Raw genomic sequence first — 24,168 nt, 5'->3', positions numbered from 1 at the left:
CCCGTACCGCCGTGTGTCGCCCTGCCCGCCTCGCACATGCGTGCGAGACCTCGGGCGAGTCTACGGGGTCAGCGCAGCCAGGCCGGGGCGAGGGCGGCCCGGGTGAGGACGCGGGGGCTGCCGGTGCCGTCGGCGGGGACGGTCAGGAGGTCGGCGCCGGAGTCCCCGGGCAGGGAGTACTCCAGGGTGTCGGGGTCCACCCACACGGCCTGGTCGTCCACGCTGCGGGTCTCGGCCAGGGCCGTCTCGGCCCCGCTGCGCAGGTCGAGCACGTACAGCCGCCAGGGTGCTTCGGCGGGCAGTCCGGGGACGCGCTTCTTGAACGCGATCCGGTGTCCGTCGGGCGAGAGGGAGGGGCATTCGACGTTCTCGCGCAGGGTGGTGACGGTGCGGGCGGCGAGGTCGCCGCGCACGAGGTGGGTGCGGCCGCCGGTGGCGAGGGTGGCGTAGAAGGTGCGGCCGTCGGCGGCGAAGGTGACGCCCCAGAAGTTCACGTCGGCGGCGCGGTAGGGGGCGCCGTCCTTCACGATCGCGTACTCCTCCAGGGAGGCGTCGTAGCGGCCGGTGTCGAGGTCGAGGATCGAGGTGCGGGTGGAGAAGTTCGTGCCGGCGTAGCTGTCCCCGCCGACGAACACCGTCCAGGCCACCCGCCGGCCGTCGGGCGCGACCCGGGCCCGGGTGGGGATGCCGGCCAGGGGTTTCGTGGCGCGGGGGCGCAGTCGGGAGTCGAGGACGACGGCCTCGTAGGACTCGGTGAGGGCGCCGGGCACGGCGCGCAGGCAGACGCCGGTGCCGGCGGCGGCGTGGAAGCGCAGGCATTTCACGCCGGACACGGTGCGCGGGCCGGTGGGGTCGTCGGCGTGGACGGTGGCCAGTTCGTCGCGGTGCGGTCCCCAGGCCATGTTGCGCAGGACGATCAGCCCGCCGGGCTCGGTGGGGCGGTCGAGGGTGACGCGTCCCTCGGTGAGGACGGGCCCGCCGGCGCGCGGCCGGTCCTTGGCGGCCGCGCGGTCCGCCGCGCGCCACAGCACGCCGCCGGCGCCGGCGGCGAGGAGGAGGCAGGCCAGGGCGAGCAGGGCGACGCGCGGGCGGGTGGTCATCGAGCGGGCGGTCATCGGGCGGGCGGCCTTTCGGGGGTACGGGCGTCCTCGACGGAAACGGGGACGGGGGCGGCGGCCCCGGGCCGGGGACGCAGCAGGGGCCAGGCCGTGGCGGCGCAGGCCAGGGCGAGGCCGGCGACGGCGAGGGCGGGGCGGGGGCCGAAGGCGGTCCAGGCCGCGCCGAAGGCCAGGGAGCACAGGAAACGGGCGAGGGCCTGGCCGGTCTGCACGAGGGCGAGGCCGGCGCCGCGCCGGTCCTCGGGGATCACGTCGGCGGCGGCCGCCGCGAGCACGCCGTCGGTGGCCGCGTAGAACGCCCCGTGCAGCGGGAGGACGAGCAGGGCCAGGACGGGGCCGGTGGGTCCCCACAGGAGGAGGGCGTAGGCGGCGAGGAGGGCGAGGTGGCCGGCGAGGAACACGGGGAGCCGGCCGAGGCGGTCGGCCACGCGGCCGAGGGGGACGGCGAGCGCGAGGAACGCGGCCGCCGTGCCCAGCGGGAGCAGCGCGAACCACTGGGCGGGCAGGCCCGCGGTGCGTTGCAGGAGGAGGAAGACGAAGGCGTCGCTGACGGTGCACAGCCCCAGCAGGGCGGCGGCCACCGTGATCCGTCGCAGGGCGGGCAGCCGCAGCAGCCCGAAGGCGGCGCGCGAACGTCCGACCCCGGCAGCGGGAGCGGCAGCGGCTGCCGGGCCGGCGATCGGGGCGGGGCGGGCCGGCACGAACAGCACCAGCACGAGCACCCCGAGCACCGCCGTGCACGCGCTGAGGGTGAACACGGCGTCCCAGCCGCCGGGGGCGACGGCGAGCACGAGGAAGGCGAGGAGCGGGCCGAGGAGGGCGCCGGTGGTGTCCATGGCGCGGTGGGCGCCGAAGGCACGGCCCCGGTCGGCGGCCGGCACGGCCAAGGAGATCATGGCGTCCCGGGGCGCGGTCCGCAGTCCCTTGCCGGTGCGGTCCAGGGCCAGGACGAGGCCGATGGCGGGCACGGTGTGCGCGAGCAGGAGCAGGGGTTTGCAGAGGGCGGAGAGCCCGTAGCCGAGACCGGCGACGGTCTTGTGGCCGCCGCGCCGGTCCCCGAGGTGTCCGCCGAGGAGGCGCACGAGGGCGCTGAAACCGTTCTGCACGCCGTCCAGGAGCCCGAAGCCGAGGGGGGACAGGCCGAGGCCGGCGACGAGGTAGAGGGGGAGCACGGCGGTGACCATCTCGGAGGAGACGTCGGTGAGCAGGCTGACCGTGCCGAGGGCGAGGACCGTGGGGGCGAGGGCCCGCCGCCCCGGACGCGGGGTGTCGCCGGCGGGGGCCGGGGACTGGTCCGGGGCGGTGGGTTCGGCTCGCGTCACGGTGGGTGCGGGGGTTCCGCGACTGTCCGCGACGTACATGGTCAGTTCGCCCAGATCCCGGTGACGTCCTGGGCGCCGGCGGCGTTGCCGGCGTGGGTGGTGAGACCGGCCAGGGTCTCCAGGGTGTGCAGCACGTCGTAGTGGTTGTAGGTGCCGGCGGCGGTGCTGCCGGGGGTGACGGGCTGTCCGTAGAGGACGGTGGGGATCTTGTTGCCGGCGAGGCGGTTGTCCTCGTCGAAGGTGACGACGAGAAGGCTGTTGTGGGTCTTGGCCCAGTCCGCGTACGCCTTCAGGTTGTTCTTGAGCCAGGTGTCGCCGGTGCCCACCGAGCAGTCGTGCATGTCGTTGCAGAGGTCGGGGACGACGAAGGAGACCTTGGGCAGGGTGGTGAAGTCGGTGGGGAACTGCTTCATGGTCTTGGCGGTGCTGGTGGGCACGTTGGAGAACGCGAACCAGGGGTTGTGCTTGCGCGCGTACTTGCCGCTGGAGCACGTCGTGGACCCCTGGGCGGGCAGGCCCTCGTTGAAGCTGCCGAAGGTCTTGCCGGCGGCGGCGAGTTCGGAGGCGAGGTTGGGGGCGGAGGAGAAGCCGGGGGTGTAGCAGGAGTCGTCGGTGACGCCCTGGTTGGAGCCGGAGAACAGTTGCAGGTAGTTGGGCTGGCTGGGGTGGGTGACGCCGTAGGAGTTGGTGAGGTTGGCACCGCCGGCCTTGAGGGAGTTCAGGTAGGGCGCGGAGGAGCTGCCGATCACCTGGTTGTAGGCGTGGTTCTCGAAGACCACGACGAGGACGTGGTCGGGCGCGGGCAGGGCGCTCGCGGCGGGGGCGGCCTGGGCGGCGCCGAGGCCGGTCCACAGTCCGGCGGCGGCGAGCGCGAGGGCCCCGGCGCCGGCGAGGAGGGCACGGCGACGGGTACCCGAGGATGTCAGGGGCATGGCAACGGAAGGGTCGGGGGTCTCGGCGGTCATGACGTTCTCCCTGGTGGGACGGGGTGTCGGGGTGGCGGCGCGGACGCACCCTACCGACGGGCCCGACCGCCACCGGCCCCGAACGGGCGAACGGAAGGCGAACAACGGATGCCCGTCCGGCCCTCCGCAAAGGGATGCCCGGCAAGCCCCCAAGCACCGGTCAAGAGCCGGTCGACGGCGCCCCAACCACCCCATCACGAACCCAAGTCGCCCCTACGGGCGACGCCCCCGCTCCGCGCGCCCTTCAGCGGCGTGGCAGCGCGGCCACGTCGGCCTCCGACTCGCGGACCAACGGGTGGTCGTGGATCTCCTCCGCCATCCGCCGCGAGCGCGCGAACTCCCGCAGCGCCGCCGCTCCGACCCCGCCCGCCGCGTGCACCCGGCCCAACCCCCGCAAGGCCCTCGCCACGCCGGTCCCGCAGGCCCCGCGTCATCTCCAGGCTCCGCTCGAAGGAGGCCGCGACCGCCGGATCCCCCGCGTCCGGTTCCGCCTGCGCCGGCCCGCGCCAGGCGTACGCCTCGGCACGCCGGTCACCCAGCGCGTGGAACTCCCCCACCACCTCCCGGAACAGCGGGATCGCCGCCCGGAACCGGCCCTGTCCCCAGCGCACCACGGCCAGGCCGCGCCGGGCCTGCGCGGCCGGCCGCCGATCACCCGCCGCGTCCAGGCGCCGGGCCGCCTCGATCAGGGTGCCGGCGGCCCGGATCGCGCGGGTGGTGTTGCCCGGTCCGCCCTTGCCGATGATCGCCACGATCGGCCGGGGGGCCTCGACCGGACCGGCCAACAGGGCGTCCAGGCGGGCCGGGGAGGCCGCGCGGCCGGTGAAATCGGCGGTGTCCCGGGGCAGCGTCCGGGGTATCCGGGCCGCTCGGGGCCGGCCGGTCCGGCGCCTTGCCCGCCTGCACCCAGGCCGGCGAACCGGCCGCGAGCGCCGTGACCCCCGCCATGACGTACCGCACGGGCCCCACCGACCCGAACGCCTGCCATCCGGCCGCCGCCGCGAACGCCCCCGCGACCCCCGCCCCACCCGCCGGTGACGAGCTCGGGCCCGGGCCACGAGAGGGGCGAGGCCCAACGATGTTGCGTGAAGGAGGACTTGACCCAACGACAGTGGACCGGACGAGCGGTCGGGTGTGTGGTCAGACGGGGTCCTCCTCGCGGAGAAACTCGGCGCAGCGTTCGCCCAGCATGATCGCGGCGGCGTTGGTGTTGGCGTGCGGGATGACGGGGAACGCGGAGGCGTCCGCGACCCGCAGGCCGTCCACCCCGCACACCCGCAGGCGCTCGTCCAGCACACCTTCCCCGGGGCGGCCCATCCGGGCCGAACAGGCCGGGTGGTAGGTGGTCTGGGCGGTGCGCCGCAACCACTCGCCGACCTGCGCGGGGGTGCGGACCTCGGGGCCGGGGTTGAGTTCGCGGCCCAGGATCCCGGCCAGGGGCTCGGTGCCGGCGATCTCGCGGACCAGCGCCAAGGCCCGGGTGAGGGCCCTGAGGTCCGCGCCCTCGGGGTCGGTGAGCAGGTTCAGGGTGATGACGGGCGACCGGCGGGCGTCGGCGCCGGCCACGCGGACGTGGCCCTCGCTGCGGGGCTCCCAGTGCGAGGCGACGACCGTCGCGGCCGGCCGCGGGTGCGTGCCCCGGCCCTCGTCCGCGAAGTAGGCGGGTGCGAAGCCCAGTTGCAGGTCGGGGGCCGCACCGGCGGGCCGGTCGGGGGCCGAGGGCAGGTGGCCCATCACGTCGAAGCCGGTGGAGGCCACCGGGCCGTCGTGCCGCAGCAGCCAGCGCAGCACGTCCGCCCGCCCCAGGGTCTCCAGGCCGGTCAGGCCCTCGGCGAGCTCCCAGTTGACGACGGCCAGCGGGTGGTCGACGAGGTGGGCGCCGACGTGCGGGGAGTCGAGCAGGGTGGGGATCCCGGCCGCGTCCAACACCTCGCGCGGCCCGATGCCGGAGAGTTGCAGCAGGTAGGGGGTGTGGAAGGCGCCGGCGGCGAGGATCACGCCCCGCCGGGCCTCGACCCGCTCCGGCCGGCCCCCGGAGCGCGGGCCTTCGAGGAGGACGGCGCGGGCCCGCCCGTCCTCCACCAGCACCCGGTGCGCGAGGGTGCCGGTCAGCACCGTCAGATTGGGGCGGCGGCGGGCCGGGCGCAGGTAGGCGTGCGCGGTGTGCCGGCGGCGTCCGTCGCGCACCGAGACCGGGGTGGGGGCCACGCCGGCCAGGTCCGGGCCGCCGATGTCCCGGGTGGGCCCGATGCCCAGCCGGGCGGCGATCGTGCCGGCCGCGTCGGCGAAGGCGCGGGCGTGCGGGTGGGGGACGGCGTGGGTCACGGTGATCGGGCCGCCCGTGCCGTGTCGGCGCGCCCCCGGGTCGGCGCGGGCGGCGTGTTCACGGGCGAGGAAGTGGTCCTCGATCCGGTGGAAGACGGGTTCGACCTCGCGCCAGGACCAGCCCGGCAGCCCGCGACCGGCCGGGCCCCACCCGTCGTAGTCGGCGGCCGAACCGCGCACCCACACCATGGCGTTGAGGCAGGAGGTGCCGCCGAGGATCCGGCCCCGGGGCTGGGTGAGCCGGCGGTCCGCGCAGCCGGGCTCGGGTTCGGTGCGCAGGTCCCAGTCGGCGGGGCCGCCGAACAGGGTGCGGAAGAGCAGCGGGGCGGTGACGGCCAGTCGCCGGTCGGTGCCGCCTGCCTCCACGAGCAGGACCCGGCGGCCGGGGTCCTCGGACAACCGGGCGGCCACCACCGCCCCGGCCGATCCCGCGCCGATCACGATGTGGTCCCACTCCCGCACACCGGAGGACGCGGAACGGAAGGCACGGGAGGCACGGGAGCTACGAGGGAGGGGAAGGGACAGGGGCACGGGCGGAGCCCTTTCAGGACACGGGAGGCGAAGGGGTGGCGCGGGGTGGGGCGGGCCGCCGGCGCGGACACGGCGGGACCCGCAGCGTAGGGCCCGAGGCCCGGCGCACGGTGCGCACGGGACGGGCTCGCGAGAAGCATCAGGATCACGCCGCGTACACCCCGCGCCCTCCCCCGCTCCCCCATCTCCCCCGCCCCCCGGGGCCCGGGGCTTGACCTTGACGCGCGGGTCAGGGGTGAGCATGGGCGGCGTCCCGTCCGTCACATGCTCCGGGGAGACACCCGATGCCCACCGCCCCGTCCCGCCACGCCCTGCCCCGCACCGCCCGCGAGGTCCGCCTCCGCGCCGTCCCCGAGGGGCTGCCGCGCCGGGAGCACTTCGCCCTCGTGGACGTGCCCCTGCCGACCCCGGGGCCCGGGCAGGTGCTGGTCCGCAACCGCTTCTTCCTGGTCTCCCCCGGCCTGCGGACCCTGCTCGGCGGCGGCGTCCCCGGCACCCCGCTGCCCGGCGTGCACCCGGGGGACCCGCTGTTCGGTCCGGCCGTGGGCGAGGTGGTGGCCGCGCCGACCGGCGGCCCCCTGCCGCTCGGGCGCACCGTGGTCCACCTGCACGGGTGGCGGGAGTACGCCCTCGTGCCGGTCGCCGACTGCGTCCCGACGGACGGCGCCCTGCCGGACCCGGCCGCGTACCTCTCCCACGGGTCCGCGGCCTACGGGGCGCTCTCTCGGATCGCCCGGGTGCGGCCGGGGGACGTGGTGTTCGTGACGGGGGCGGCCGGCGCCGTCGGCTCCATGGCCGGACCCGTCGCCCGGCTCTCGGGGGCGGCGAAGGTGATCGGCAGCACGGGCTCCCCGGCGAAGGCGGCCCGGCTGCGGGACGAACTCGGCTACGACGCGGTCGTGATACGCGGGGCCGGGCCGATCGCGGACCAATTGGCCCGGGTCGCGCCCGAGGGCGTCGACGTGCTGGTGGACACGGTGGGCGGCGAGCAGTTGACGGCTGCCGTGGACGCGGCCCGGCCCGGGGCCCGGTTCGCGCTGGTCGGCGCGTTGGCCGGGCAGTTGGCGGCGGACCGGGACGGCGGCAGCGCGCCGGCCGGGGTCGACGTGCTGCGGCTGGTGCTCTCGGGGGTGTCCCTGCGCGGGTACCGGGGCGCGGACCATCCGGAGGTGGACGCGGAGTGGACGGCGTGGTTCGGGGACCGGCTGCGCGCGGGCCGGATCGGTTTCCCGCATGTGCGGATCCCGGGCATGGAACGGGCGCCGCGAGCGTTGGAGGAGACGATCGCCGGCCGGCACTTCGGGGCGGTGGTCGTGGCGGTGTAGGCGGGAGACGGGCACGGGGGTGGTCGGGGTGCGGATCGGCGAGGCGGCGGCGCGGGCGGGGACGACGCCGAGGGCGTTGCGGTTCTACGAGCAGCGCGGGCTGTTGCCGGCGCCCGTGCGCACGGCGTCGGGGCAACGGGAGTACGGGCCCGAGACGGTGCTTCGGGTGCGGGTGGTGCGGGAGCTGTTGGCCCTGGGGTTGACGGTGGAGGACCTGCGCGCCCACGCCCATCGCCTGCACCTGCTCGCCCCCGGACAGCCCCCGAACTGCGCCGCGACCCCGCCCGCCGAAGCGGCGGACGGGGTCGCGAGCGGGATCATGGGCGGGGTCGTGGGCCGGCGGCTCGCCGCGCTCGACGCCGAGATCGAGCGGCTGTCGGCGGTGCGGGCAGCCCTGGCCGCGCGCGCGGGCACGACCACGGCGCGACCGCGCGCTCGACAGCCCGCGTCAGCGGCGGCGGGAGCGGGCCGTGGTGAGGGCGTGGCAGACCAGCAGGGCGACCGTGAACGCGAGGCCGACGCCGGCGGCCTGCCGCATGTCGGGGATCTCGATCGCGGTGGCGGCCACGGCCAGCACCCCGAGGCCGGCGAGCACGGCGAGCTTGTCGCCGCCCGGCACCGTGAACGCGCCCGGTTCGGCGGGCCGCGCGGCCCGCGCCCGCCGGAAGGCGATGTAGGTGGCGAGGATCAGCAGCCACACCAGCAGCACCGCGAACAGCGCGATCGACATCATGATGCCGAACAGCCCGCTGACGTCGTAGAACGCGAGGAGGGCGGCCACGGCGATGCCCACCGTGGACGCGGCCAGCGCGCCCACCGGCACGCCCCGGGAGTTGACGCGGGCCAGCGGGGCGGGGGCCAGTCCGTCGCCGCCGAGGGAGTGCAGCAGGCGGGAGGCGCCGTACAGGTGCGCGTTGGCGGCGGAGACGGCGGCGATCAGGACGACGGCGTTGGTGAGGGTGGCGGCGGCCGGGACGCCCACGTCGGAGAAGACGCGGACGAAGGGGCTGGACTCGACGCTGCCGTCACCTGCGGCCAGCCGGCGCCACGGGATGAGGGCGAGGACGAGGGTGATGGCCAGCACGTAGAAGACGCTGAGCCGCCAGGCGAGTTGCCGCATCGCGGTGCGGATGGTGCGCTGCGGGTCGGCGGCCTCGGCGGAGGCGATGGCGACGACCTCGAAACCGGCGTACGCGAACATGACCACGGCCATCGCGAGCCAGATGGACGAGGCACCCTGCGGGAGGAAGCCGCCGTCGTCGGTGAGGTGGGCCAGGCCCGTGGCCTCGGTGCCGGGGAGGCCGAAGAAGACCAGGAGGGCGGCGCACAGGATGAACGCGCACAGGGCGGTCACCTTGACGGTGGAGAGCCAGAACTCGGTGGTGCCGAAGGACTTCACGTTGATGACGTTGACGGTGAGCACGATCGCGGCGACGGCCAGGATGGCCGCCGTCATCGGGACCTGCGGCCACCACCAGCGGAGGTAGAGGGCCGAGGCGACCACCTCGGTGCCGATGACGACGACCGCGCTGAACCAGTACAGCCAGCGGGTGAGGAACCCGGCCCAGGGGCCCAGGTAGCGGTGGGCGATGGCGCCGAAGGAGCCGCGCACGGGGTGGGCGGCGGACATCTCGCCGAGCAGCATCGCGATGATCGCGACGAGGATCGCGCCGATGGCGTAGGAGACGATCACGCCGGGGCCGGCGGCGGATATCGCCGAGCCGGAGCCGAGGAAGAGGCCGGTGCCGAGGGCGGAGCCCAGGCCGATCATGGTGGTCTGGCGGTGGGTGAGCGAGCGGACCAGGCCGTCGTTCTCGGCACCGTCGTGGCGCGGGCCCCCGTGCTGCGGGCCGTCGTTCTCGGGCGTGGGTCTGTCGGGGCTGCTGGTCTCCGGTGCGGCCATGGCTGCGGGCCCTTCTGTGGCGGGTGAGGGGAGGTACGAGAGCGGGCGGTGCCGGGCGGGCCGGCCCCGCCGGTCAGAACTCGCTGGTGCGGAAGGGCTTCGCGGGGCGGCCCAGGTTGGGCTTGCCGAGGACCCCGGGCGCGGAGAGGGCGTAGATGCCGTGGTTGGTGAGGGCCCAGGCGATGTTGCGGTCCCATTCGACGTACACGCCGTGGGTCTGGTTGCCGTAGGCGTATTCGGGGGTGTCCGTGCCGTGTGCCTTGGGCACGAAGTAGGCGCTGATCTCGGGCTTCTTCGGGTTCGTCACGTCGAAGAACTGCACGCCGGCGTTGTAGAACCCGTAGGTGAGGAGGCCGGCGTCGTGCTTGCCGGGGTTGGTGTAGTAGCCGGTGCGCTTGGGGCCGAAGCTGCCGCGCCGCTGGCAGTAGTCGGTGAAGCCGGCGCTCTTGGGCGGGGTGGGGCGCGGGAGGGTGCCGACGACGCGGGGGTTCTTCGGGTCGCGGGCGTCGATCTGGTAGACGTCCTTGTACGGCTCGTAGCAGTCCTCGGTGAGGGGGTAGCCGGAGAAGTAGATCATTCCGGTCTTCTCGTACTGCGAGACGTCGATGTTGTCGCCCTCGGTGCCGGCGGCGGACTGCGGGAGGGTGAGCCGGCCGACGGTGCGCAGGTTCGCGGGGTCGGAGATGTCGAGGACGGCGAGTCCGTAACCGCCCATGGCGGCGAAGGCGTACCGGCCGCCGCGTTCGATGGGCTTGGGGATGAACAGGGGCATCCGGGCGCCCATCCAGCTGGTGCGGTTGCCGCAGCGGGGGTTGGCGCGGTAGGCGGCGTCCTCGCCGGTCCGCTGGCCGGGCAGGTGCCAGGTGTCGAGGAGCTTGGGGTGGGCGGGGTCGGACATGTCCCAGGACTGGTAGCCGGCGGAGTGCAGGTTGGTGGGGTACTCGCTGCCGGAGTAGGTGTCGTCGGGGGCGGTGGCGAGGAACATGTAGCGCTCGCCGGTCCAGTACGGCACGTCGAGGGAGCCGGAACCCGCTTGCGCCTTCGCCGGGTCGCTGTTCAGGGGATCGGCCTGGCCGGCGTCGGTGGAGACGGTCGCCAGGAGCTTCCAGTCCTTCTTGCGGGGGCCGTCGAGGCGGTAGACCTTGAAGCCCTTGAGGCCGGGTTTGGCGCGGAGCACGGCGACGCCGGCGGGGTTGTGGAACTTGTCGTGGGCGGGGTCGTCGGTGAGTTCGGAGATCTGGCGCTTGCTCTCGAAGCTCTGGACCATGACGTAGGCGCGGAGCTTGGCGTTCCACTGGATGGTGGAGGCGCCCCAGTAGTCGTGCGCGGCCCAGTCGCCGTTCGCCTTGGTCTCGTCGCCGCCGACGTCCCCGCGGCCGAGCTTCTCGACCACGCGGACCTTCTTGACGTCGGTGACGTCGTACACGCGGCCTTCGGAGCGGTCGTACTGGAAGAGGTAGCGGCGGCCGTCGAAGTCGACGATGTTCTGCCAGGTGTGGAAGAAGTCGGGGGTGAACTCGGCGCCCTCGTAGGCGGCCTCGACCTTCATGTTCTTGATGTACGAGCGGGTGTCGTAATCCTTGTTGCGGCCGGGGAAGGAGTGTTCGTTCTCCTCGTCGACGGGGGTGAGGGCGGGGTGGCGGAAGGTTCCGTCGAGTTGCATGCCGTACGCGCCGGGGTCGGCGGCGGCGGGACGGCGGTCCTCGCAGACCTCGCGGACGTTCGGGTCGGCGGCGGCCCGGGGCGCGCCGGAGGCGCCGGGGGTGAGGAGGGTGGTGACGGTGGCCGCGGCGACCACCGCGGCCAGGGCGGTGCGGCGGGGCGTGATTCTCATCGGGCAGTCCTCTGGGGGGATCTCGGTGTCGGGGGAGGGACAGGCGAGGCGTGCGGGACGTGCGTGATGTGCCGGACGGGGCGACCGGTGCGGGGCCGGGCCCGTGCGGGGCCGGGCCGGTGGGGGTCGGCGGCGGCCCCGGGCGGGATCGGGGTGGGGGCGGTCAGGTGACGGTGGGGCGGGTGGTGAACTCGGGGGTGCGGTGGGCCCCGGTGCTCGCGATCTCGCGCAGTTCGGTGACGGCGTGCAGCACGTCGGCGTGGCTCACGTACAGGGCGTTGACGCCGAACCGGAGCAGGTCGGGGGCGCGCATGTCGCCGATCACCCCGCGCGCGGTCAGTGCCGCGACCAGGGGGTACGCCTCGGGGTGGCGCAGGGCGATCTGGCTGCCCCGGCGGTCCGGGTCCTCGGGGGTGACGATCTCGAAGCCGAGGCCGGCGAGGAGGGTGTCGGCGCACTCGCGGAAGAACGCGGTCAGGGAGAGGCTCTTGGCGCGCACCCGCCGCATGTCCACCCCGTCGAAGGCGGTGAGCGCGGCCTCCAGGGCCAGCAGGGAGAGCAGGGGCGGGGTGCCGATCCGGGCGCGGGTGATGTCGGGGGCGGGGGTGTAGGTGCCGGACATGGCGAAGGGTTCGGCGTGGCCGTGCCAGCCGGTGACGGGCTGGTCGAACTCGGCCTGGTGGCGGTGGGCGATGTAGGCGAAGGCGGGGGCGCCGGGGCCGCCGGAGAGGTACTTGTAGCCGCAGCCCACCGCGAAGTCTGCCTCGACGGCGTCGAGTTCGAGGGGCAGGGCGCCGGCGGCGTGGCACAGGTCCCAGTGGGCGAGGGCGCCGGCGGCATGGGCGGCGGCGGTGAGGGCGGCCACGTCGTGGAGTTCGCCGGTGCGGTAGTCGACGGGGGCGTAGGCGGCGACGGCCACGTGCTCGCCCTCGGCGGCGAGGACGGCGCGGACCTCGCGGGCCGGGACCCTGCGGACCTCCAGGCCGAGCAGTCGGCCGACGGAGTCGGCGATGTACTGGTCGGTGGGGAAGTGGTCGGGGTCGGTGAGCAGGAGCCGGCGGCCGGGGCGCAGCCGGGCGGCGGCCAGCAGGGTGTTGAAGAGCTGCACGCTGGTGGAGTCGCCGACGACCACCTGTCCGGGGGCGGCGCCGATCAGCCGGCCGAGCGCGTCGCCGGTCCGCAGCGGGGCCTCCCACCAGCCGTTCCCGTTCCAGGAGCGGATCAGGTCGGTGCCCCATTGGCGGTGCACGGCGTCCTGGAGGGCGGCGGGGACGGCGGCGGGCAGGGGGCCCAGGGAGTTGCCGTCGAGGTAGGTGACGCCCTTGGGGAGCAGGAAGCGCCCGCGGACGTGGGCGAGGGGGTCGGCGGCGTCGAGGGCGGCGGCGCGTTCGGTCAGCATGCGGGAGCTCCCTCGGTGGTGGGGTGGGCGGTGTCGGGTGCCGCGACCTCGCGGTCGCGGACGAGGTCGAGGGCGATGTCGGCGAGCAGGTCCTCCTGGCCGCCGACGAGGCGGCGCCGGCCGGCCTCGACGAGCAGGTCCCGGGTGTCGAGCCCGTGCCGGTCGGCGGTGGTCTCGGCGTGGCGCAGGAAGCTGGAGTAGACGCCGGCGTAGCCGAGGGTGAGGGTTTCGCGGTCCACCCGGACGGGCCGGTCCTGGAGCGGGCGGACGAGGGTCTCGGCGGCGTCCTGGAGCGGGAAGAGGGCGCAGCCGTGGGCCCAGCCGCGTTCGGGTCCCATCAGGTCCAGGACGGCGATCACGGGTTCGAGCGGGGCGTTGCCGGCGCCGGCGCCCTGCCCGGCGAGGGAGGCGTCGATCCGGTGGGCGCCGGCCTCGACGGCGGTGACGCTGTTGGCGACGCCGAGTCCGAGGTTGTCGTGGGCGTGCACGCCGATCTCGGTGTCGGGGTCGAGCACGTCGCGGTAGGCGCGGACCCGGTCGCGGACCCCGTCCATGGTGAGCCGGCCGCCGGAGTCGGTGACGTACACGCAGTGGGCGCCGTAGGACTCCATCAGCCGTGCCTGGGCGGCGAGTTCGGCGGGCGGGGCGAGGTGGGACATCATCAGGAAGCCGGAGACGTCCATGCCGAGCTCGCGGGCGAGGCCGATGTGCTGGGCGGAGATGTCGGCCTCGGTGCAGTGGGTGGCGACGCGCACGGAGGTGACGCCGAGGGCGTGGGCGCGGCGCAGGTCGGCGGCGGTGCCGATGCCGGGGAGCAGGAGGGTGGTGAGGCGGGCGTGGCGCAGTACGTCGGCGGCGGCCTCCAGCCATTCCCAGTCGGTGTGGGCTCCGGGTCCGTAGGTGACGGAGGAGCCGGAGAGGCCGTCGCCGTGGGCGACCTCGACGGCGTCGACCCCGGCGGCGTCGAGGGCGGCGGCGATGGCGCGGACCTGGTCGAGGGTGTAGCGGTGGGAGACGGCGTGCATGCCGTCGCGGAGGGTGACGTCCTGGATGTAGAGCCGGTGCGGGGGCGGGGGCGGGGTCTGCGGTGTCGTGGGCTGCGGCGGGGTCATCGCGGCGGGGTCCGTTCGGCCAGGCGCTCGGCGGTGCGCAGTGCGGCGGAGGTCATGATGTCGAGGTTCCCGGCGTAGGCCGGCAGGTGGTGGGCGGCGCCCTCGACCTCCAGGTAGACGGAGACCAGCAGCCGGCCGCCGCCCGCCAGGGGGATCAGCGGGTCCCCGTCGGCCAGGACGCGGAACTGGGGTTCCTGCTTGAGCCGGTAGCCGGGCACGTAGCCGGCGACGGCGTCGACCATGGCGTGCACGGAGGCGCCGATCTTCGCGATGAGGGCCTCGGTGTCCTCGCCCGTGTCGCCGCCGGCGTCTCCGCCCGTGTCGCTGCCCGCGTCACCGACGACGCAGTGCACGGTGTCCCGCATGAGCAGCGGGGGTTCGGCGGGGTTGAGCACGATGATGGCCTTGCCGCGCGCGGCGCCGCCGACCTGTTCGAGGGCGCGGGAGGTGGTCTCGGTGAACTCGTCGATGTTGGCGCGGGTGCCGGGGCCGGCGGAGCGGGAGGCGATGGAGGCGACGATCTCGGCGTAGTGCACGGGGGTCACGGCGGAGACGGCGGCCACGACGGGCACGGTGGCCTGGCCGCCGCAGGTGACCATGTTGAGGTTGCGGGCGTCGAGGTGGGCGTCGAGGTTGACGACGGGCACCACGTAGGGGCCGAGGGCGGCCGGGGTGAGGTCCACGAGGATCTTGCCGTGGGGGGCCAGGGCGGCGGCGTTGTGGTGGTGGGCGGCGGCGGAGGTGGCGTCGAAGACGAGGTCGATCGTGTCGAACCCGTCCATCGCGATGAGTCCTTCGACCCCGTCGGCGCTGGTGGGGACGCCGAACCGGCGGGCCCGGGCGAGGCCCGCGGACCCGGGGTCGATGCCGATCATCGCGGCGGCGGTGACGGTGCCGCGCCCGCGGACGATCTTGACGAGGAGGTCGGTGCCGATGTTGCCCGAGCCGATGATCGCGGCTTTCATCGCACGGCCTCCTTGAGGATCCGGTCGAGGTCGAAGAAGCGGACGGCGTTCCCGCCGAGGACGGCGGCGCGTTCGGTGTCGGTCAGGGCGCTCTCCCGGACCAGCCGGCCGATCTGCTCCTCGCCGAGGGGGAAGGGGTGGTCGGAGCCGAGCAGGACGCGTTCGGCGCCCATCACGTCCACGAGCAGCCGCAGCGCGCCGGGGTCGAACACGGCGGAGTCCACGGCGAAGCGGTCGGTGTAGTGGGACGGCGGGTGGGGGCTGTCGGCGCGCACGAGGTCGCGCCGGTGCCAGGCGTTCTCGGCGCGTCCCAGCAGGTAGGGGAAGCTGCCGCCGCCGTGCGCGAACAGCAGGCGCAGGGAGGCGGGGAGGCGTTCGAAGGCGCCGGAGAGGATCAGGGAGAGGATGGTCAGGTGGGTCTCGGCGGCCATGCCGGCGAGCCAGGCCATCATGTACCGCTTGTGCCGGGGCCCGGCGGGCAGGTCCCAGGGGTGCACGAGGACGGCGGCGTTCTCGTGGGCGCAGTGGGCGAGGAATTCGACGAGGGCCCCGTGGTCGAGGTCGCGGTCGCCGAGGTGGTTGCCGATGTGCACCCCGTGGAAGCCCTGGGCCATGGCCTCGGTGAGGGCCTCGCAGGCGGCCTCGGTGTCCTGGAGGGGCACCTGGCACAGGGGGGCGAGGCGGTGCGGGGCGTGGGCGGCGTAGGCGAGGATGCGGGAGTTGACCACGCGGCACCATTCGGCGGCGCGTTCGGCGTCGAGCCCGTAGCCGAACAGCAGCGGGGTGCTGGAGAGGACCTGGGCGTCCACGCCGAGCCGGTCGAGGTCGGCGACGCGGGCGGCGGGGTCCCACAGGGTGCGGGTGACGGGCCGGTACTCGGCGGAGCCGGCCATCATCATGCCCGCGTCCTCGCCGTCGCCGGTGCGCAGCCAGGGGCCGTCGGCGCTGCCGGTGAGCAGGCGGGACTCGGCCCGGCCGATCTCGGGGAAGACGTGGGCGTGGATGTCGACGACGGTCACGCGCCGGCCTCCTCGTCGCGGCGGGTGCGGGGCCGCAGGTGTTCGGGCCAGTCGCGGCCGGGGTGGACGGCGCCGCAGTGGCCGCAGGTGCGGGCGGCCTCGTCCTCGTGGAACGCGGCGAACAGCGGCGGCAGGTCCTCGACGATGGAGACGAGCCGCACCTCGGCGCGGTGCACGAGGTGGTGGCATTCCACGCAGTACCACTCGAAGGCGTCGACCTGCCCCCGGGGGCGGGCGAATTCGACGACGAGGCCGATGCTGTCCTCCTCGGGGCGTTGCGGGGAGTGCCGCACGTGCGGCGGGAGGAGGAACACGTCGCCCTCGCGGATGTGCACGTCGCGCGGGGGTTGTCCCTCGGCGTCCATGACGCGCAGCACCATGTCGCCCTTGAGCTGGTAGAAGAACTCCTCGATGGGGTCGTCGTGGAAGTCCGTGCGGCGGTTGGGGCCGCCGACGATCGTGACCATGAGGTCGGCGTCCTGCCAGATCTGCACGTTGCCGACGGGCGGCTTGAGCAGGTGGCGGTGTTCGTCGATCCAGGCGTGGAGGTTGAACGGGGTCATGGTCACGGGCGCTGCTCCTGGGGCCGGTCGCGCGGGTGCGGGACGTGTGCGATGGCGCTGATCTCGATCAGCAGGTGGGGGTGCGGGAGTTGGTGGACGGCCACGGTGGTGCGGGTGGGGCCGGTCTCGTCGAAGTATTCGGCGTAGACCTCGTTGTAGCCGCCGAAGTCGTTCATGGAGACGAGGTAGGCGGTGACGGACACCAGGTCGGCGAGGCTCGCGCCGGCCGCTTCGAGGAGGGCGGCGATGTTGTCGAGTACGGCGCGGGTCTGGGCGCGGACGTCGAGGTCGGTGACGCCCATCGGGTCGACGCGCGCGCCGACGAAGCTGCCGTCGGGGCGGCGGGAGCTGGTGCCGGAGACGAACAGGAGGTCGCCGGCGCGGCGCAGGTGCGGGAAGCGGCCGCGCGGCGGGGCAGCGCCGGGGACGATCACCTCGGGTCCCCCTCGCGGTCGCGGTGCGGGTCGGCGGGGGCGGTGGTGAAGCGGACGCTGCCCAGGCCGGCGACGGTGGCGCGCACGTGGGTGTCGGGCGGCAGGGGGACGGCGGCGGTGGCGGCGCCGGCGAGGACCACCGTGCCGGCGGGCAGCGGGCCGGTGAGGCGGGCGGCGGCGGCCAGGGCGCGCAGCGGGTGCCCGAGGATCGCGGCGGTGGAGCCGGACTGGGCGAGCCGGCCGTCGAGTTCGAGGAGGACGCCGAGGTTGCCGAGCTCGTGGCCGTCGCCGGGGGTGCGCCAGGGTCCGAGGACGTAGCGGGCGGCGGAGGTGTTGTCGGCGACGACCTCGGCGAGGGAGAAGCGGAAGCCGTCGTAGCGGGAGTCGATGACCTCCAGGGCGGGGGCCACGGCGGCGACGGCGGCGGCCGGGTCGCCGTCGGCGGTGAGGGCGTGGCCGAGGAGGAAGGCGATCTCGGGTTCGACGCGGGGGTGGATCAGGTCGTCCACGGGGTGGACGGCGCCGTCGGGTATCGCCATGGCGTCGGTGAGCCGGCCGTGGATGAGGTCGGAGACGCCCATCTGGCGCATCTTGGCGCGGCTGGTGAACCCGAGTTTGACGCCGGTGGCGCGTTCGCCGCGCGCCAGTCGGCGGGCCACGAGGGCGGCCTGGACGGCGTAGGCGGTGTCGGTGCCGTCGTCGGCGAGGCCGGTGTCGCCGCCGGGCAGGGGGCGGGCCAGGCGGGCGGCCTCGTCGAGGGCGCTCGCGAGGTGCTCGACGCGGGCCGACGGGGGACGCGGGTCGTGCGCGGTGCTCATCGGGAGTCCTCCCGGTCGGTGGTGGCGGGTCCGAACGCGGCCCGGACGCTGCCGAGTCCCGCGATGCGGGCTTCGAGCACGTCGCCCGGGGCGACGGCCGTCATCGGTCCGAGGGCCCCGGTCAGGACGGTGTCGCCGGCGCGCAGCGGGCTGCCCACCCGGACCAGGGTGTCGGCGAGCCAGACGGCGGCGTTCAGCGGGTGGCCCAGGCAGGCGGCCCCGGCGCCGGTGGAGACGGGTTCGCCCCGCAGTTCCAGGACCATCCCGGCGGTCCGCAGGTCGAGGTCGGTCAGCGGGACGGGGCGGGCACCGAGCACGTAGGCGCCGCTGGAGGCGTTGTCGGCCACGGTGTCCACGGCCGTGATGTCCCAGTCGCGGATCCGGCTGCCGACGATCTCGATGGCGGGCAGCGCGAAGGCGGTGGCCCGGATCACGTCGGCGAGGGTGTGCCGCTCGTGGGTGAGGTCCCGCTCCAGGACGAGGGCGATCTCGGCCTCGGCCTTGGGTTGCAGGACCGTGCCCCAGGACAGTTCGGCGCCGTCGGCCAACGCCGTGTCGTCGAGCAGCACGCCGAAGTCGGGCTGGTTCACACCGAGTTGGGCCTGGACGACGGCGGAGGTCAGGCCGGTCTTCCAGCCCGTGATCCGGCGGCCCTCGGCGAGCCGGCGGGCGGTGAGCGCGGACTGCACGGCGTACGCGGCGGCCAGGTCGCCGGCGGGGATCAGGTCGCGCACGGGGGCGCAGGGCACCCCGGTGCGGTGCGCGGCCTCGATCCGGGCGGCGGCCTCGGCGAGGTCGGGCGCGAGCCCGGGATACGCCTTCTGGTTCTCGGGTCGGGTCACAGTTTCACGCACACGTTCATGGGCTCGGAGAAGAAGTCGAGGGAGTGCTCGCCGCCCTCGCGCCCGATCCCGGACGCCTTCACCCCGCCGAACGGGGTGCGCAGGTCGCGCAGGTTCCAGGTGTTGACCCAGGCGATGCCCACCTCCAGGGCGGGGGCCACGCGGTGGGCGCGGCTCACGTCCCCGGTCCAGACTGTGGCGGCCAGCCCGTAGGGGCCGGCGTTGGCCAGGGCGAGGGCCTCCTCCTCGGTGTCGAAGGGGGCCAGGTGCACGACGGGGCCGAAGATCTCGTCCCGGACCGCCGGGTGCTCCTCGGGCAGTCCGGTGAGCACGGTGGGCTCCACCCAGAACCCGCCGTCGCGTTCGTCGTCGAACCGCGGCGCCCCGCCGCCCGCGAGGACCCGTCCGTCGGCGCGGGCCTTGTCGAGGTGGCCGAGCACCTTGTCGCGGTGGGCGGCGGAGATCATCGGGCCGTAGCCGGTCAGGGCGCGGGCGCCGGCGGCGAGGGCCTCGGCGAAGGCGTCGAACACCGGGCGCTCCACGTACAGCCGCTCGGTGCACAGGCAGACCTGGCCGCTGTGGGTGAAGGAGGAGCGCAGGGTGCCGGCGACGGCCGCGTCGAGGTCGGCGTCGGCGAAGACCAGTCCGGCGTTCTTCCCGCCGAGTTCGAAGGAGACGGGCGCCAGCCGGGTCGCGGCGGCCCGCATGATCGTCGTGCCGGTGCGGGACTCGCCGGTGAAGGCGATGGCGTCCACGTCCGGGTGTTCGGTCAGCCACTGCCCGGCCGCTCCGGCGCCGGCGCCGTGCACGAGGTTGAAGACCCCGGCGGGGGCGCCGGCCCCGGCGATCACCTCGGCGAGCAGGCAGGCGGTGCCGGGGGTGAGTTCGGAGGGCTTGGCGACCACGGTGTTGCCGGTGGCCAGGGCCGGCGCGACCTTCCAGGTGAGCAGCAGCAGCGGCAGGTTCCACGGGGAGATCACGGCGACCACGCCGAGCGGCTTGTGCACGGTGTAGTTCAGCGCCCCGCGCCCGTCGGGGGTGGGGGTGTGCCAGGAGCGCTCCGCGCGGCCGACCAGGAGGTCGGCGTAGGACCGGAAGTTGGCGACGGCGCGCGGGATGTCCACGGTGGAGGCGAGTTCGCGGGGCTTGCCGGTGTCGGCGCACTCGGCGCTGACGAACTCCTCGAACCGGTCCTCGATGCCGTCGGCGATCCGGTGCAGCAGCCGGGAGCGTTCCGCCGGCCCCCAGGAGGCCCAGGGGCCGCGCAGCGCCCCCCGCGCGGCCCGCACGGCGCGGTCGACGAGTTCGGCCGGGGCGGCGGGCACCTCGCCGACGGTCCGTCCGGTGATCGGGTCGACGAGCGGGAACGGCGCGCCGCTCGCGTCGAACCCGCCGTCCACGTAGTGCCGCACAGGTGAACGCACCGTGCTGACCTCCCTTGCCTGGCCGGGCAGTTCGGGTCCTGCCTCCGGCTCGTGCCGGTATCATGCGCCCACCGGGCCATACCGAACCAATGCCGAAACAAGCGATTCCCATACCGAGCTCGACATGTCACGGGAAGGAGCCCCGCCGTGGACCTCTTGGACGGCCGGCTGAAGTTCCGCCACCTGACCCTGCTCGTCGCGATCGTCCACCACGGCGGGGTGGGCCGGGCCGCCGAGTCCCTGCACCTGACCCAGCCCGCCGCGACCCGCACCCTGCGCGAACTGGAGGCGGTCGCCGACCTGCCGCTGTTCGTCCGCGAACCGCGCGGGATGCGCCCCACCGTCTACGGAGAGGCCCTCGCCGAACACGCCCGCGCCGTCCTCACCGAGATGCGGCGGGCCGCCGAACACCTGGAGGGCCTGCGCAGCGGCCACGACGGCACGGTCACGGTCGGCACCCTTCTGGCCGGCGCGAACGTGCTGCTCCCCCGCGCCGTGGCCGCGCTGAAGGCGGAACGGCCCCGGCTGACCGTCGTGGTCCGCGAGGGCACCCCGGACGTGCTGCACCCGGCGCTCCAGGCCGGGGAACTCGACGTGATCGTCGGCCGGGTCGGCCCCGCCCCGGAGGCCGACGACCGCCTGCACCAGCGAGTCCTGTACCGGGAACGGATCCGCCTCGCCGTCCGCGCCGGCCACCCCCTGCTCGACGCCGGCGGGCTCACCCTCGCCGAGACCCTCGACCACCCGTGGATCCTGCCGGTGGAACAGACCGCGCTGCGCCGCGAGTTGGGCGCCCTGCTGGCCGACCGGGGCCTGACCCCGCCCGTGAACCGCGTCGAGTGCACCTCCATCCTCACCATGCGGGCCCTGCTGCTCCAGACCGACATGGTGGCGCTGCTGCCGGAACTCGTGCTCCGCGAGGACGACCGGCTGCGCGCCCTCCCGGTGGACCTCCCCTCGGTGGGCCGCACGGTGGGCACCACCGAATCCGCCGGCCGCACCCGCACCCCGGCCCTCCAGGCCCTGGTGGACCACCTCACCCGAGCGGCCGGCCGGCTCCGAGAAACCCTGGACACCCCACCCCCCACCCCCTGACCCCACCCGACACGCCGTCAGGACGAGGCGCGGGACCAAGGACACCGGAGGCGGGGGGACTTGGGCCCTTCGCCCACGGCCCGGTCGGCCCGGGGCGGGGGGTGGGTGTGGTCCATACGATGGGGATGTTGCCCCTTTCGTCCCTTCCCCCCGTTTTGGAGCGTCATGGCCGCCGGCTCGTTGCCGACCCTGTTGGAGGACCATCCGGTGATCGCCGGGGTCAACGACGAGGAGGGGTTGCGGGCCGTGTTGCGGTCCGAGTGCGCGGTGGTGTTCCTGCTGTTCGGCGACGTGTTGACGCTGCCGGGTCTGGTCGCCCGGTTGAAGGCGGGCGGGCGGACGGTGTTCGTGAACGTCGACCTGGTGGACGGGTTCTCCGGCCGCGAGGTGGTGGTGCGGTGGGTGCGCGAGCACACGGAGGCGGACGGGATCCTCAGCTCGCGGGCCCCGCTCGTGCGCGCGGCCCGGGAGCTCGGGCTGTTCGCCGTGCACCGGTTCTTCCTGATCGACTCGATCTCGTACCGCAACCTCGCCAAGCAGGTGCGCGGTTCGAAGCCGGACTGCGTGGAGGTGATGCCGGGCTGCGTGCCCCGGGTGATCTCCTGGGTGGTCGCGGACCTTGACGTGCCGGTGATCGCGGGCGGGCTGGTGTGCGACCGGGAGGACGTGTTCGCGGCGTTGAAGGCGGGCGCGAGCGCCATCGCCTCCTCCAACCGCGAGGTCTGGGAGATGTGATCCGCGCCGGTCCCGTGATCGCGGGACCAAAGGCCCTGGGGCGGACGCCACCGTTCCGCATAGTTTTCGAACACGGGCCGACGGGCGGCGAGGAAGCCGCCCGCCGAGCCCTCGCGTTCCGCACGTGACAACCGCACAGGTGCCCGGACCCGCCGGGAGAGTTACCAGAGACCAGAGAACAGTGACTCCCCATCACCCGGGGGATCCCTGTTCTCTTTTTTTGTCCCGGTCCCACGAAGAGGTGGCACGAAGAGATGACGCGGACCAAGCGGTGGATCGCCTTCCTGATCCTGTCCATGACCGGCGGGATCATCTTCCAGGTCGCCTACATCCGGTTCGTGTTCCTGGGCCCGACGGCCGACGCGCTGGAGCTGTCGGCGCAGGACTACGGGAACATCGTCTCGGTGTTCGGCGTGGTCGCCATGGTCATGTACTTCTTCGGCGGCTGGTTCGCCGACCGGTTCCTGCCGAGGAGCCTGATCGTGTGGGCCCTGGTCGGGATGGGCGCCGCCGATCTGTACCTCGCGACGGCGCCCGGATACCTCGGCACGCTCGCCGCCCACGTGCTCATGGCCTTCGTCGGCATGGGCCTGTACTGGCCGGCGCTGGTGAAGTCCATCGGACTGCTCGGCGACGCCTCCGAACAGGGCCGGTTGTTCGGGTTCCTGGAGGGCACCCGGGGGCTGACGTCCACCGTCTTCGGTTTCGTCGGCACCGGCATGGTCGCGGCGGCCGTGGTGCCCTCGGCGGGGGTGCTGTGGCTGATCCGGCTGTACGGGGTGCTGTGCTTCCTGTTCGCCGCGCTGGTGTGGCTGCTCGTCCCGGTGGACCGTGAACGGCTGGACTCCCTGGAGTCCTCCACCGTCACCCTGGGGCAGTTGTGGCGGGCGGCGCGCAACCGGTACACGTGGCTCATCGGCGGCACCGCGATGCTGATGTACTGCTTCTACACCACCCTCGGCTACTTCTCGCCGCTGCTGGAGTACCGCTTCGGGATGGCCGCCGCGCTCATCGGCGTGATCGGCGTGGTCCGGACGTACGTGTTCCAGTTCGTGGCCGGCCCGGTGGGCGGGATCGTCGTGGACAAGGTGACCCGGTCCTCGCCGCGGTTCCTGCGCTGGATGTTCGCCGGCTGCGCGATCGTCGCCCTGGTCTTCCTCGTGATGCCGGCGACCCCGTCCCTGATGTGGGTGGCCGTCGCCCTGATGTTCCTGCTCTGCCTGTTCGTGTTCGCCGCCCGCGGCGTGTACTTCGCCACCGTCGGCGAGGTCGGCATCCCGGAGAACGAACGGGGCGGGGTGATCGGCCTGGCCTCCGGCATCGCGTTCCTCCCCGACGCGTTCCTGCCCTCCCTGTGCGCCTGGTGGATCGGCGACCCGGCGGCCACCCCGGCGGTCCCGGAACGGGGCGGCGGCTACCAGAGCCTGTTCGTCTTCCTCGTCGTGACCGCCCTGCTGGGCCTGGTCCTCACCACCCTCACCGACCGCTCCCGCCGCCGCGACCTCGCCGCCTCCGGCCCGGCGCCCGCCGGCCGGGCGCCCTCCTCCACCCCCGACGCACCGTCCCCCTCCCCCGAGCTCGTCCCCACCGAAGGCAGGTAACCCCGTGGACATCACCGAGTTCTCCCTCGACCTCTTCTCCCTCGACGGCAGGAACGCCATCGTCACCGGCGGCAACACGGGCCTGGGCCGGGCGTTCTCGCTGGCCCTGGCCAAGGCCGGCGCGAACGTGTTCATCCCGTCCGTCGCCCCCGACGACGGCACCACCGAACGCCTGATCGCCGAGACCGGGCGCGAGAGCGCCTTCATGGAGTGCGACCTGACCGTCGCCGGCACCCCGCGCCGGGTCGTCGACGCCTGCGTGGAGACCTTCGGCTCGGTGGACATCGTGGTCAACTCCGCCGGCATCTGCGCGATCGCCGAGGTCACCGAGTTCGGCCGGGAGCAGTGGGACCCGATGGTCGCCCTCAACCTGACGGCCGCCTTCGAGCTGAGCAAGGAGGCCATCACGCACATGATCCCCCGGCGCTCCGGCAAGATCATCAACATCGCGTCGATGTTCTCCTTCCTCGGCGGCCAGTGGTCCCCGGCCTACGCGGCCACCAAGCACGGCATCGCCGGCCTCACCAAGGCATACGCCGACGAGCTCGGGCAGTACAACATCCAGGTCAACGCCATCGCCCCCGGCTACTACGCCACCGCGATCACCGAGAAGACCCGCTCCGACCCCGCGACGAACCAGCGGGTCATGGACCACGTCCCGGCCGGCCGCTGGGGCGAGGTCGCCGACCTCATGGGCACCACCGTCTTCCTCGCGAGCCGCGCCTCCGACTACGTCAACGGCCACGTGCTGCCCGTGGACGGCGGCTACCTGGTCCGCTGACCCCGCCCCGCTCCACCGCCCGCCCCTCCCCCCCTTCTCTCCGCTTCGCACCCCTCC

The 24,168-nt window shown here is 74.4% G+C and carries 21 protein-coding genes and 1 pseudogene; 6 read left to right on the top strand and 16 right to left on the bottom strand.

What is annotated here, in order from left to right:
* Window positions 1-68 precede the first annotated feature (68 nt).
* The 5 genes from ACN20G_RS33080 to ACN20G_RS33060 all read right to left on the bottom strand — a co-directional run bounded on the left by ACN20G_RS33080 (window position 69) and on the right by ACN20G_RS33060 (window position 6,171).
* Window positions 69-1,100, bottom strand: coding sequence for a TolB family protein (locus tag ACN20G_RS33080; protein ID WP_424216931.1), 1,032 nt, complete (start codon window positions 1,098-1,100; stop codon window positions 69-71).
* Window positions 1,101-1,111: 11 nt separating this feature from the next.
* Window positions 1,112-2,479 carry an MFS transporter gene (locus tag ACN20G_RS33075; protein WP_424216930.1) on the bottom strand — a complete coding sequence of 456 codons (1,368 nt, stop codon included), beginning with the start codon at window positions 2,477-2,479 and terminating at the stop codon, window positions 1,112-1,114.
* 2 nt (window positions 2,480-2,481) lie between these two features.
* Complete coding sequence (locus tag ACN20G_RS33070) at window positions 2,482-3,372, bottom strand: alkaline phosphatase family protein (protein WP_424217433.1); 891 nt, start codon at window positions 3,370-3,372, stop codon at window positions 2,482-2,484.
* Between the two features lie 277 nt (window positions 3,373-3,649).
* Window positions 3,650-3,814 carry a hypothetical protein gene (locus tag ACN20G_RS33065; RefSeq protein ID WP_424216929.1) on the bottom strand — a complete coding sequence of 55 codons (165 nt, stop codon included), beginning with the start codon at window positions 3,812-3,814 and terminating at the stop codon, window positions 3,650-3,652.
* A gap of 731 nt (window positions 3,815-4,545) precedes the next feature.
* Window positions 4,546-6,171, bottom strand: a complete 1,626-nt coding sequence (locus tag ACN20G_RS33060) for a GMC family oxidoreductase (protein WP_424216928.1) — start codon at window positions 6,169-6,171, stop codon at window positions 4,546-4,548.
* Between the two features lie 374 nt (window positions 6,172-6,545).
* On the opposite strand from ACN20G_RS33060, the gene ACN20G_RS33055 reads away from it, so the two are divergent.
* Window positions 6,546-7,586 carry an MDR family NADP-dependent oxidoreductase gene (locus tag ACN20G_RS33055; RefSeq protein ID WP_424216927.1) on the top strand — a complete coding sequence of 347 codons (1,041 nt, stop codon included), beginning with the start codon at window positions 6,546-6,548 and terminating at the stop codon, window positions 7,584-7,586.
* Window positions 7,495-7,746, top strand: a pseudogene (locus tag ACN20G_RS33050) (MerR family DNA-binding transcriptional regulator); the annotation flags it as partial. The gene ACN20G_RS33055 and the pseudogene ACN20G_RS33050, both read left to right, overlap by 92 nt.
* A gap of 288 nt (window positions 7,747-8,034) precedes the next feature.
* On the opposite strand, the gene ACN20G_RS33045 reads toward ACN20G_RS33050, so the two are convergent.
* From ACN20G_RS33045 to ACN20G_RS32995, 11 genes are all read right to left on the bottom strand, one after another.
* Entirely contained in the window at window positions 8,035-9,489 is a 1,455-nt protein-coding gene (locus ACN20G_RS33045; RefSeq protein WP_424216926.1) for an amino acid permease, read from the bottom strand.
* Between the two features lie 73 nt (window positions 9,490-9,562).
* Entirely contained in the window at window positions 9,563-11,323 is a 1,761-nt protein-coding gene (locus ACN20G_RS33040; protein ID WP_424216925.1) for an LVIVD repeat-containing protein, read from the bottom strand.
* A 163-nt stretch (window positions 11,324-11,486) separates the two neighbouring features.
* A complete protein-coding gene (gene kynU / locus ACN20G_RS33035; RefSeq protein WP_424216924.1) occupies window positions 11,487-12,722 on the bottom strand; it encodes a kynureninase in 1,236 nt (411 codons plus the stop codon).
* Window positions 12,716-13,834, bottom strand: coding sequence for a 4-hydroxy-2-oxovalerate aldolase (gene dmpG / locus ACN20G_RS33030; RefSeq protein ID WP_424216923.1), 1,119 nt, complete (start codon window positions 13,832-13,834; stop codon window positions 12,716-12,718). Before dmpG ends, kynU begins: the two co-directional genes overlap by 7 nt.
* Window positions 13,831-14,799: an acetaldehyde dehydrogenase (acetylating) gene (locus tag ACN20G_RS33025; protein ID WP_424216922.1), complete on the bottom strand. Its 969-nt coding sequence runs from the start codon at window positions 14,797-14,799 to the stop codon at window positions 13,831-13,833. Before ACN20G_RS33025 ends, dmpG begins: the two co-directional genes overlap by 4 nt.
* Window positions 14,796-15,818 carry an amidohydrolase family protein gene (locus ACN20G_RS33020; protein WP_424216921.1) on the bottom strand — a complete coding sequence of 341 codons (1,023 nt, stop codon included), beginning with the start codon at window positions 15,816-15,818 and terminating at the stop codon, window positions 14,796-14,798. Before ACN20G_RS33020 ends, ACN20G_RS33025 begins: the two co-directional genes overlap by 4 nt.
* Window positions 15,815-16,381 (bottom strand): 3-hydroxyanthranilate 3,4-dioxygenase, encoded by a 567-nt coding sequence (locus ACN20G_RS33015; protein WP_424217432.1) that lies wholly within the window; start codon window positions 16,379-16,381, stop codon window positions 15,815-15,817. Before ACN20G_RS33015 ends, ACN20G_RS33020 begins: the two co-directional genes overlap by 4 nt.
* 2 nt (window positions 16,382-16,383) lie before the next feature.
* Window positions 16,384-16,815: a RidA family protein gene (locus ACN20G_RS33010; protein ID WP_424216920.1), complete on the bottom strand. Its 432-nt coding sequence runs from the start codon at window positions 16,813-16,815 to the stop codon at window positions 16,384-16,386.
* Complete coding sequence (locus ACN20G_RS33005) at window positions 16,812-17,633, bottom strand: 2-keto-4-pentenoate hydratase (RefSeq protein ID WP_424216919.1); 822 nt, start codon at window positions 17,631-17,633, stop codon at window positions 16,812-16,814. The genes ACN20G_RS33010 and ACN20G_RS33005 overlap by 4 nt, the downstream gene beginning before the upstream one ends.
* Complete coding sequence (locus ACN20G_RS33000) at window positions 17,630-18,475, bottom strand: 2-keto-4-pentenoate hydratase (protein WP_424216918.1); 846 nt, start codon at window positions 18,473-18,475, stop codon at window positions 17,630-17,632. Before ACN20G_RS33000 ends, ACN20G_RS33005 begins: the two co-directional genes overlap by 4 nt.
* Complete coding sequence (locus ACN20G_RS32995) at window positions 18,472-19,899, bottom strand: 2-hydroxymuconic semialdehyde dehydrogenase (RefSeq protein WP_424216917.1); 1,428 nt, start codon at window positions 19,897-19,899, stop codon at window positions 18,472-18,474. The genes ACN20G_RS33000 and ACN20G_RS32995 overlap by 4 nt, the downstream gene beginning before the upstream one ends.
* Window positions 19,900-20,046: 147 nt before the next feature.
* Between ACN20G_RS32995 and ACN20G_RS32990 the strand changes: the two genes are divergently transcribed.
* The 4 genes from ACN20G_RS32990 to ACN20G_RS32975 all read left to right on the top strand — a co-directional run bounded on the left by ACN20G_RS32990 (window position 20,047) and on the right by ACN20G_RS32975 (window position 24,111).
* Window positions 20,047-20,994, top strand: a complete 948-nt coding sequence (locus ACN20G_RS32990) for a LysR substrate-binding domain-containing protein (protein WP_424216916.1) — start codon at window positions 20,047-20,049, stop codon at window positions 20,992-20,994.
* Window positions 20,995-21,159: 165 nt separating this feature from the next.
* Window positions 21,160-21,729 carry a glycerol-3-phosphate responsive antiterminator gene (locus tag ACN20G_RS32985; RefSeq protein ID WP_424216915.1) on the top strand — a complete coding sequence of 190 codons (570 nt, stop codon included), beginning with the start codon at window positions 21,160-21,162 and terminating at the stop codon, window positions 21,727-21,729.
* A 254-nt stretch (window positions 21,730-21,983) separates the two neighbouring features.
* A complete protein-coding gene (locus tag ACN20G_RS32980) occupies window positions 21,984-23,330 on the top strand; it encodes an MFS transporter (RefSeq protein ID WP_424216914.1) in 1,347 nt (448 codons plus the stop codon).
* A gap of 4 nt (window positions 23,331-23,334) precedes the next feature.
* Window positions 23,335-24,111, top strand: a complete 777-nt coding sequence (locus ACN20G_RS32975) for an SDR family oxidoreductase (protein ID WP_424216913.1) — start codon at window positions 23,335-23,337, stop codon at window positions 24,109-24,111.
* The last annotated feature ends 57 nt before the right edge of the window (window positions 24,112-24,168 follow it).

The sequence above is a fragment of the Streptomyces dryopteridis genome (assembly GCF_049606955.1).
Classification (GTDB): Bacteria; Actinomycetota; Actinomycetes; order Streptomycetales; family Streptomycetaceae; genus Streptomyces.
Note: the sequence above shows the minus strand (reverse complement) of the source record. Positions and strands in the feature narration are given on the sequence as shown.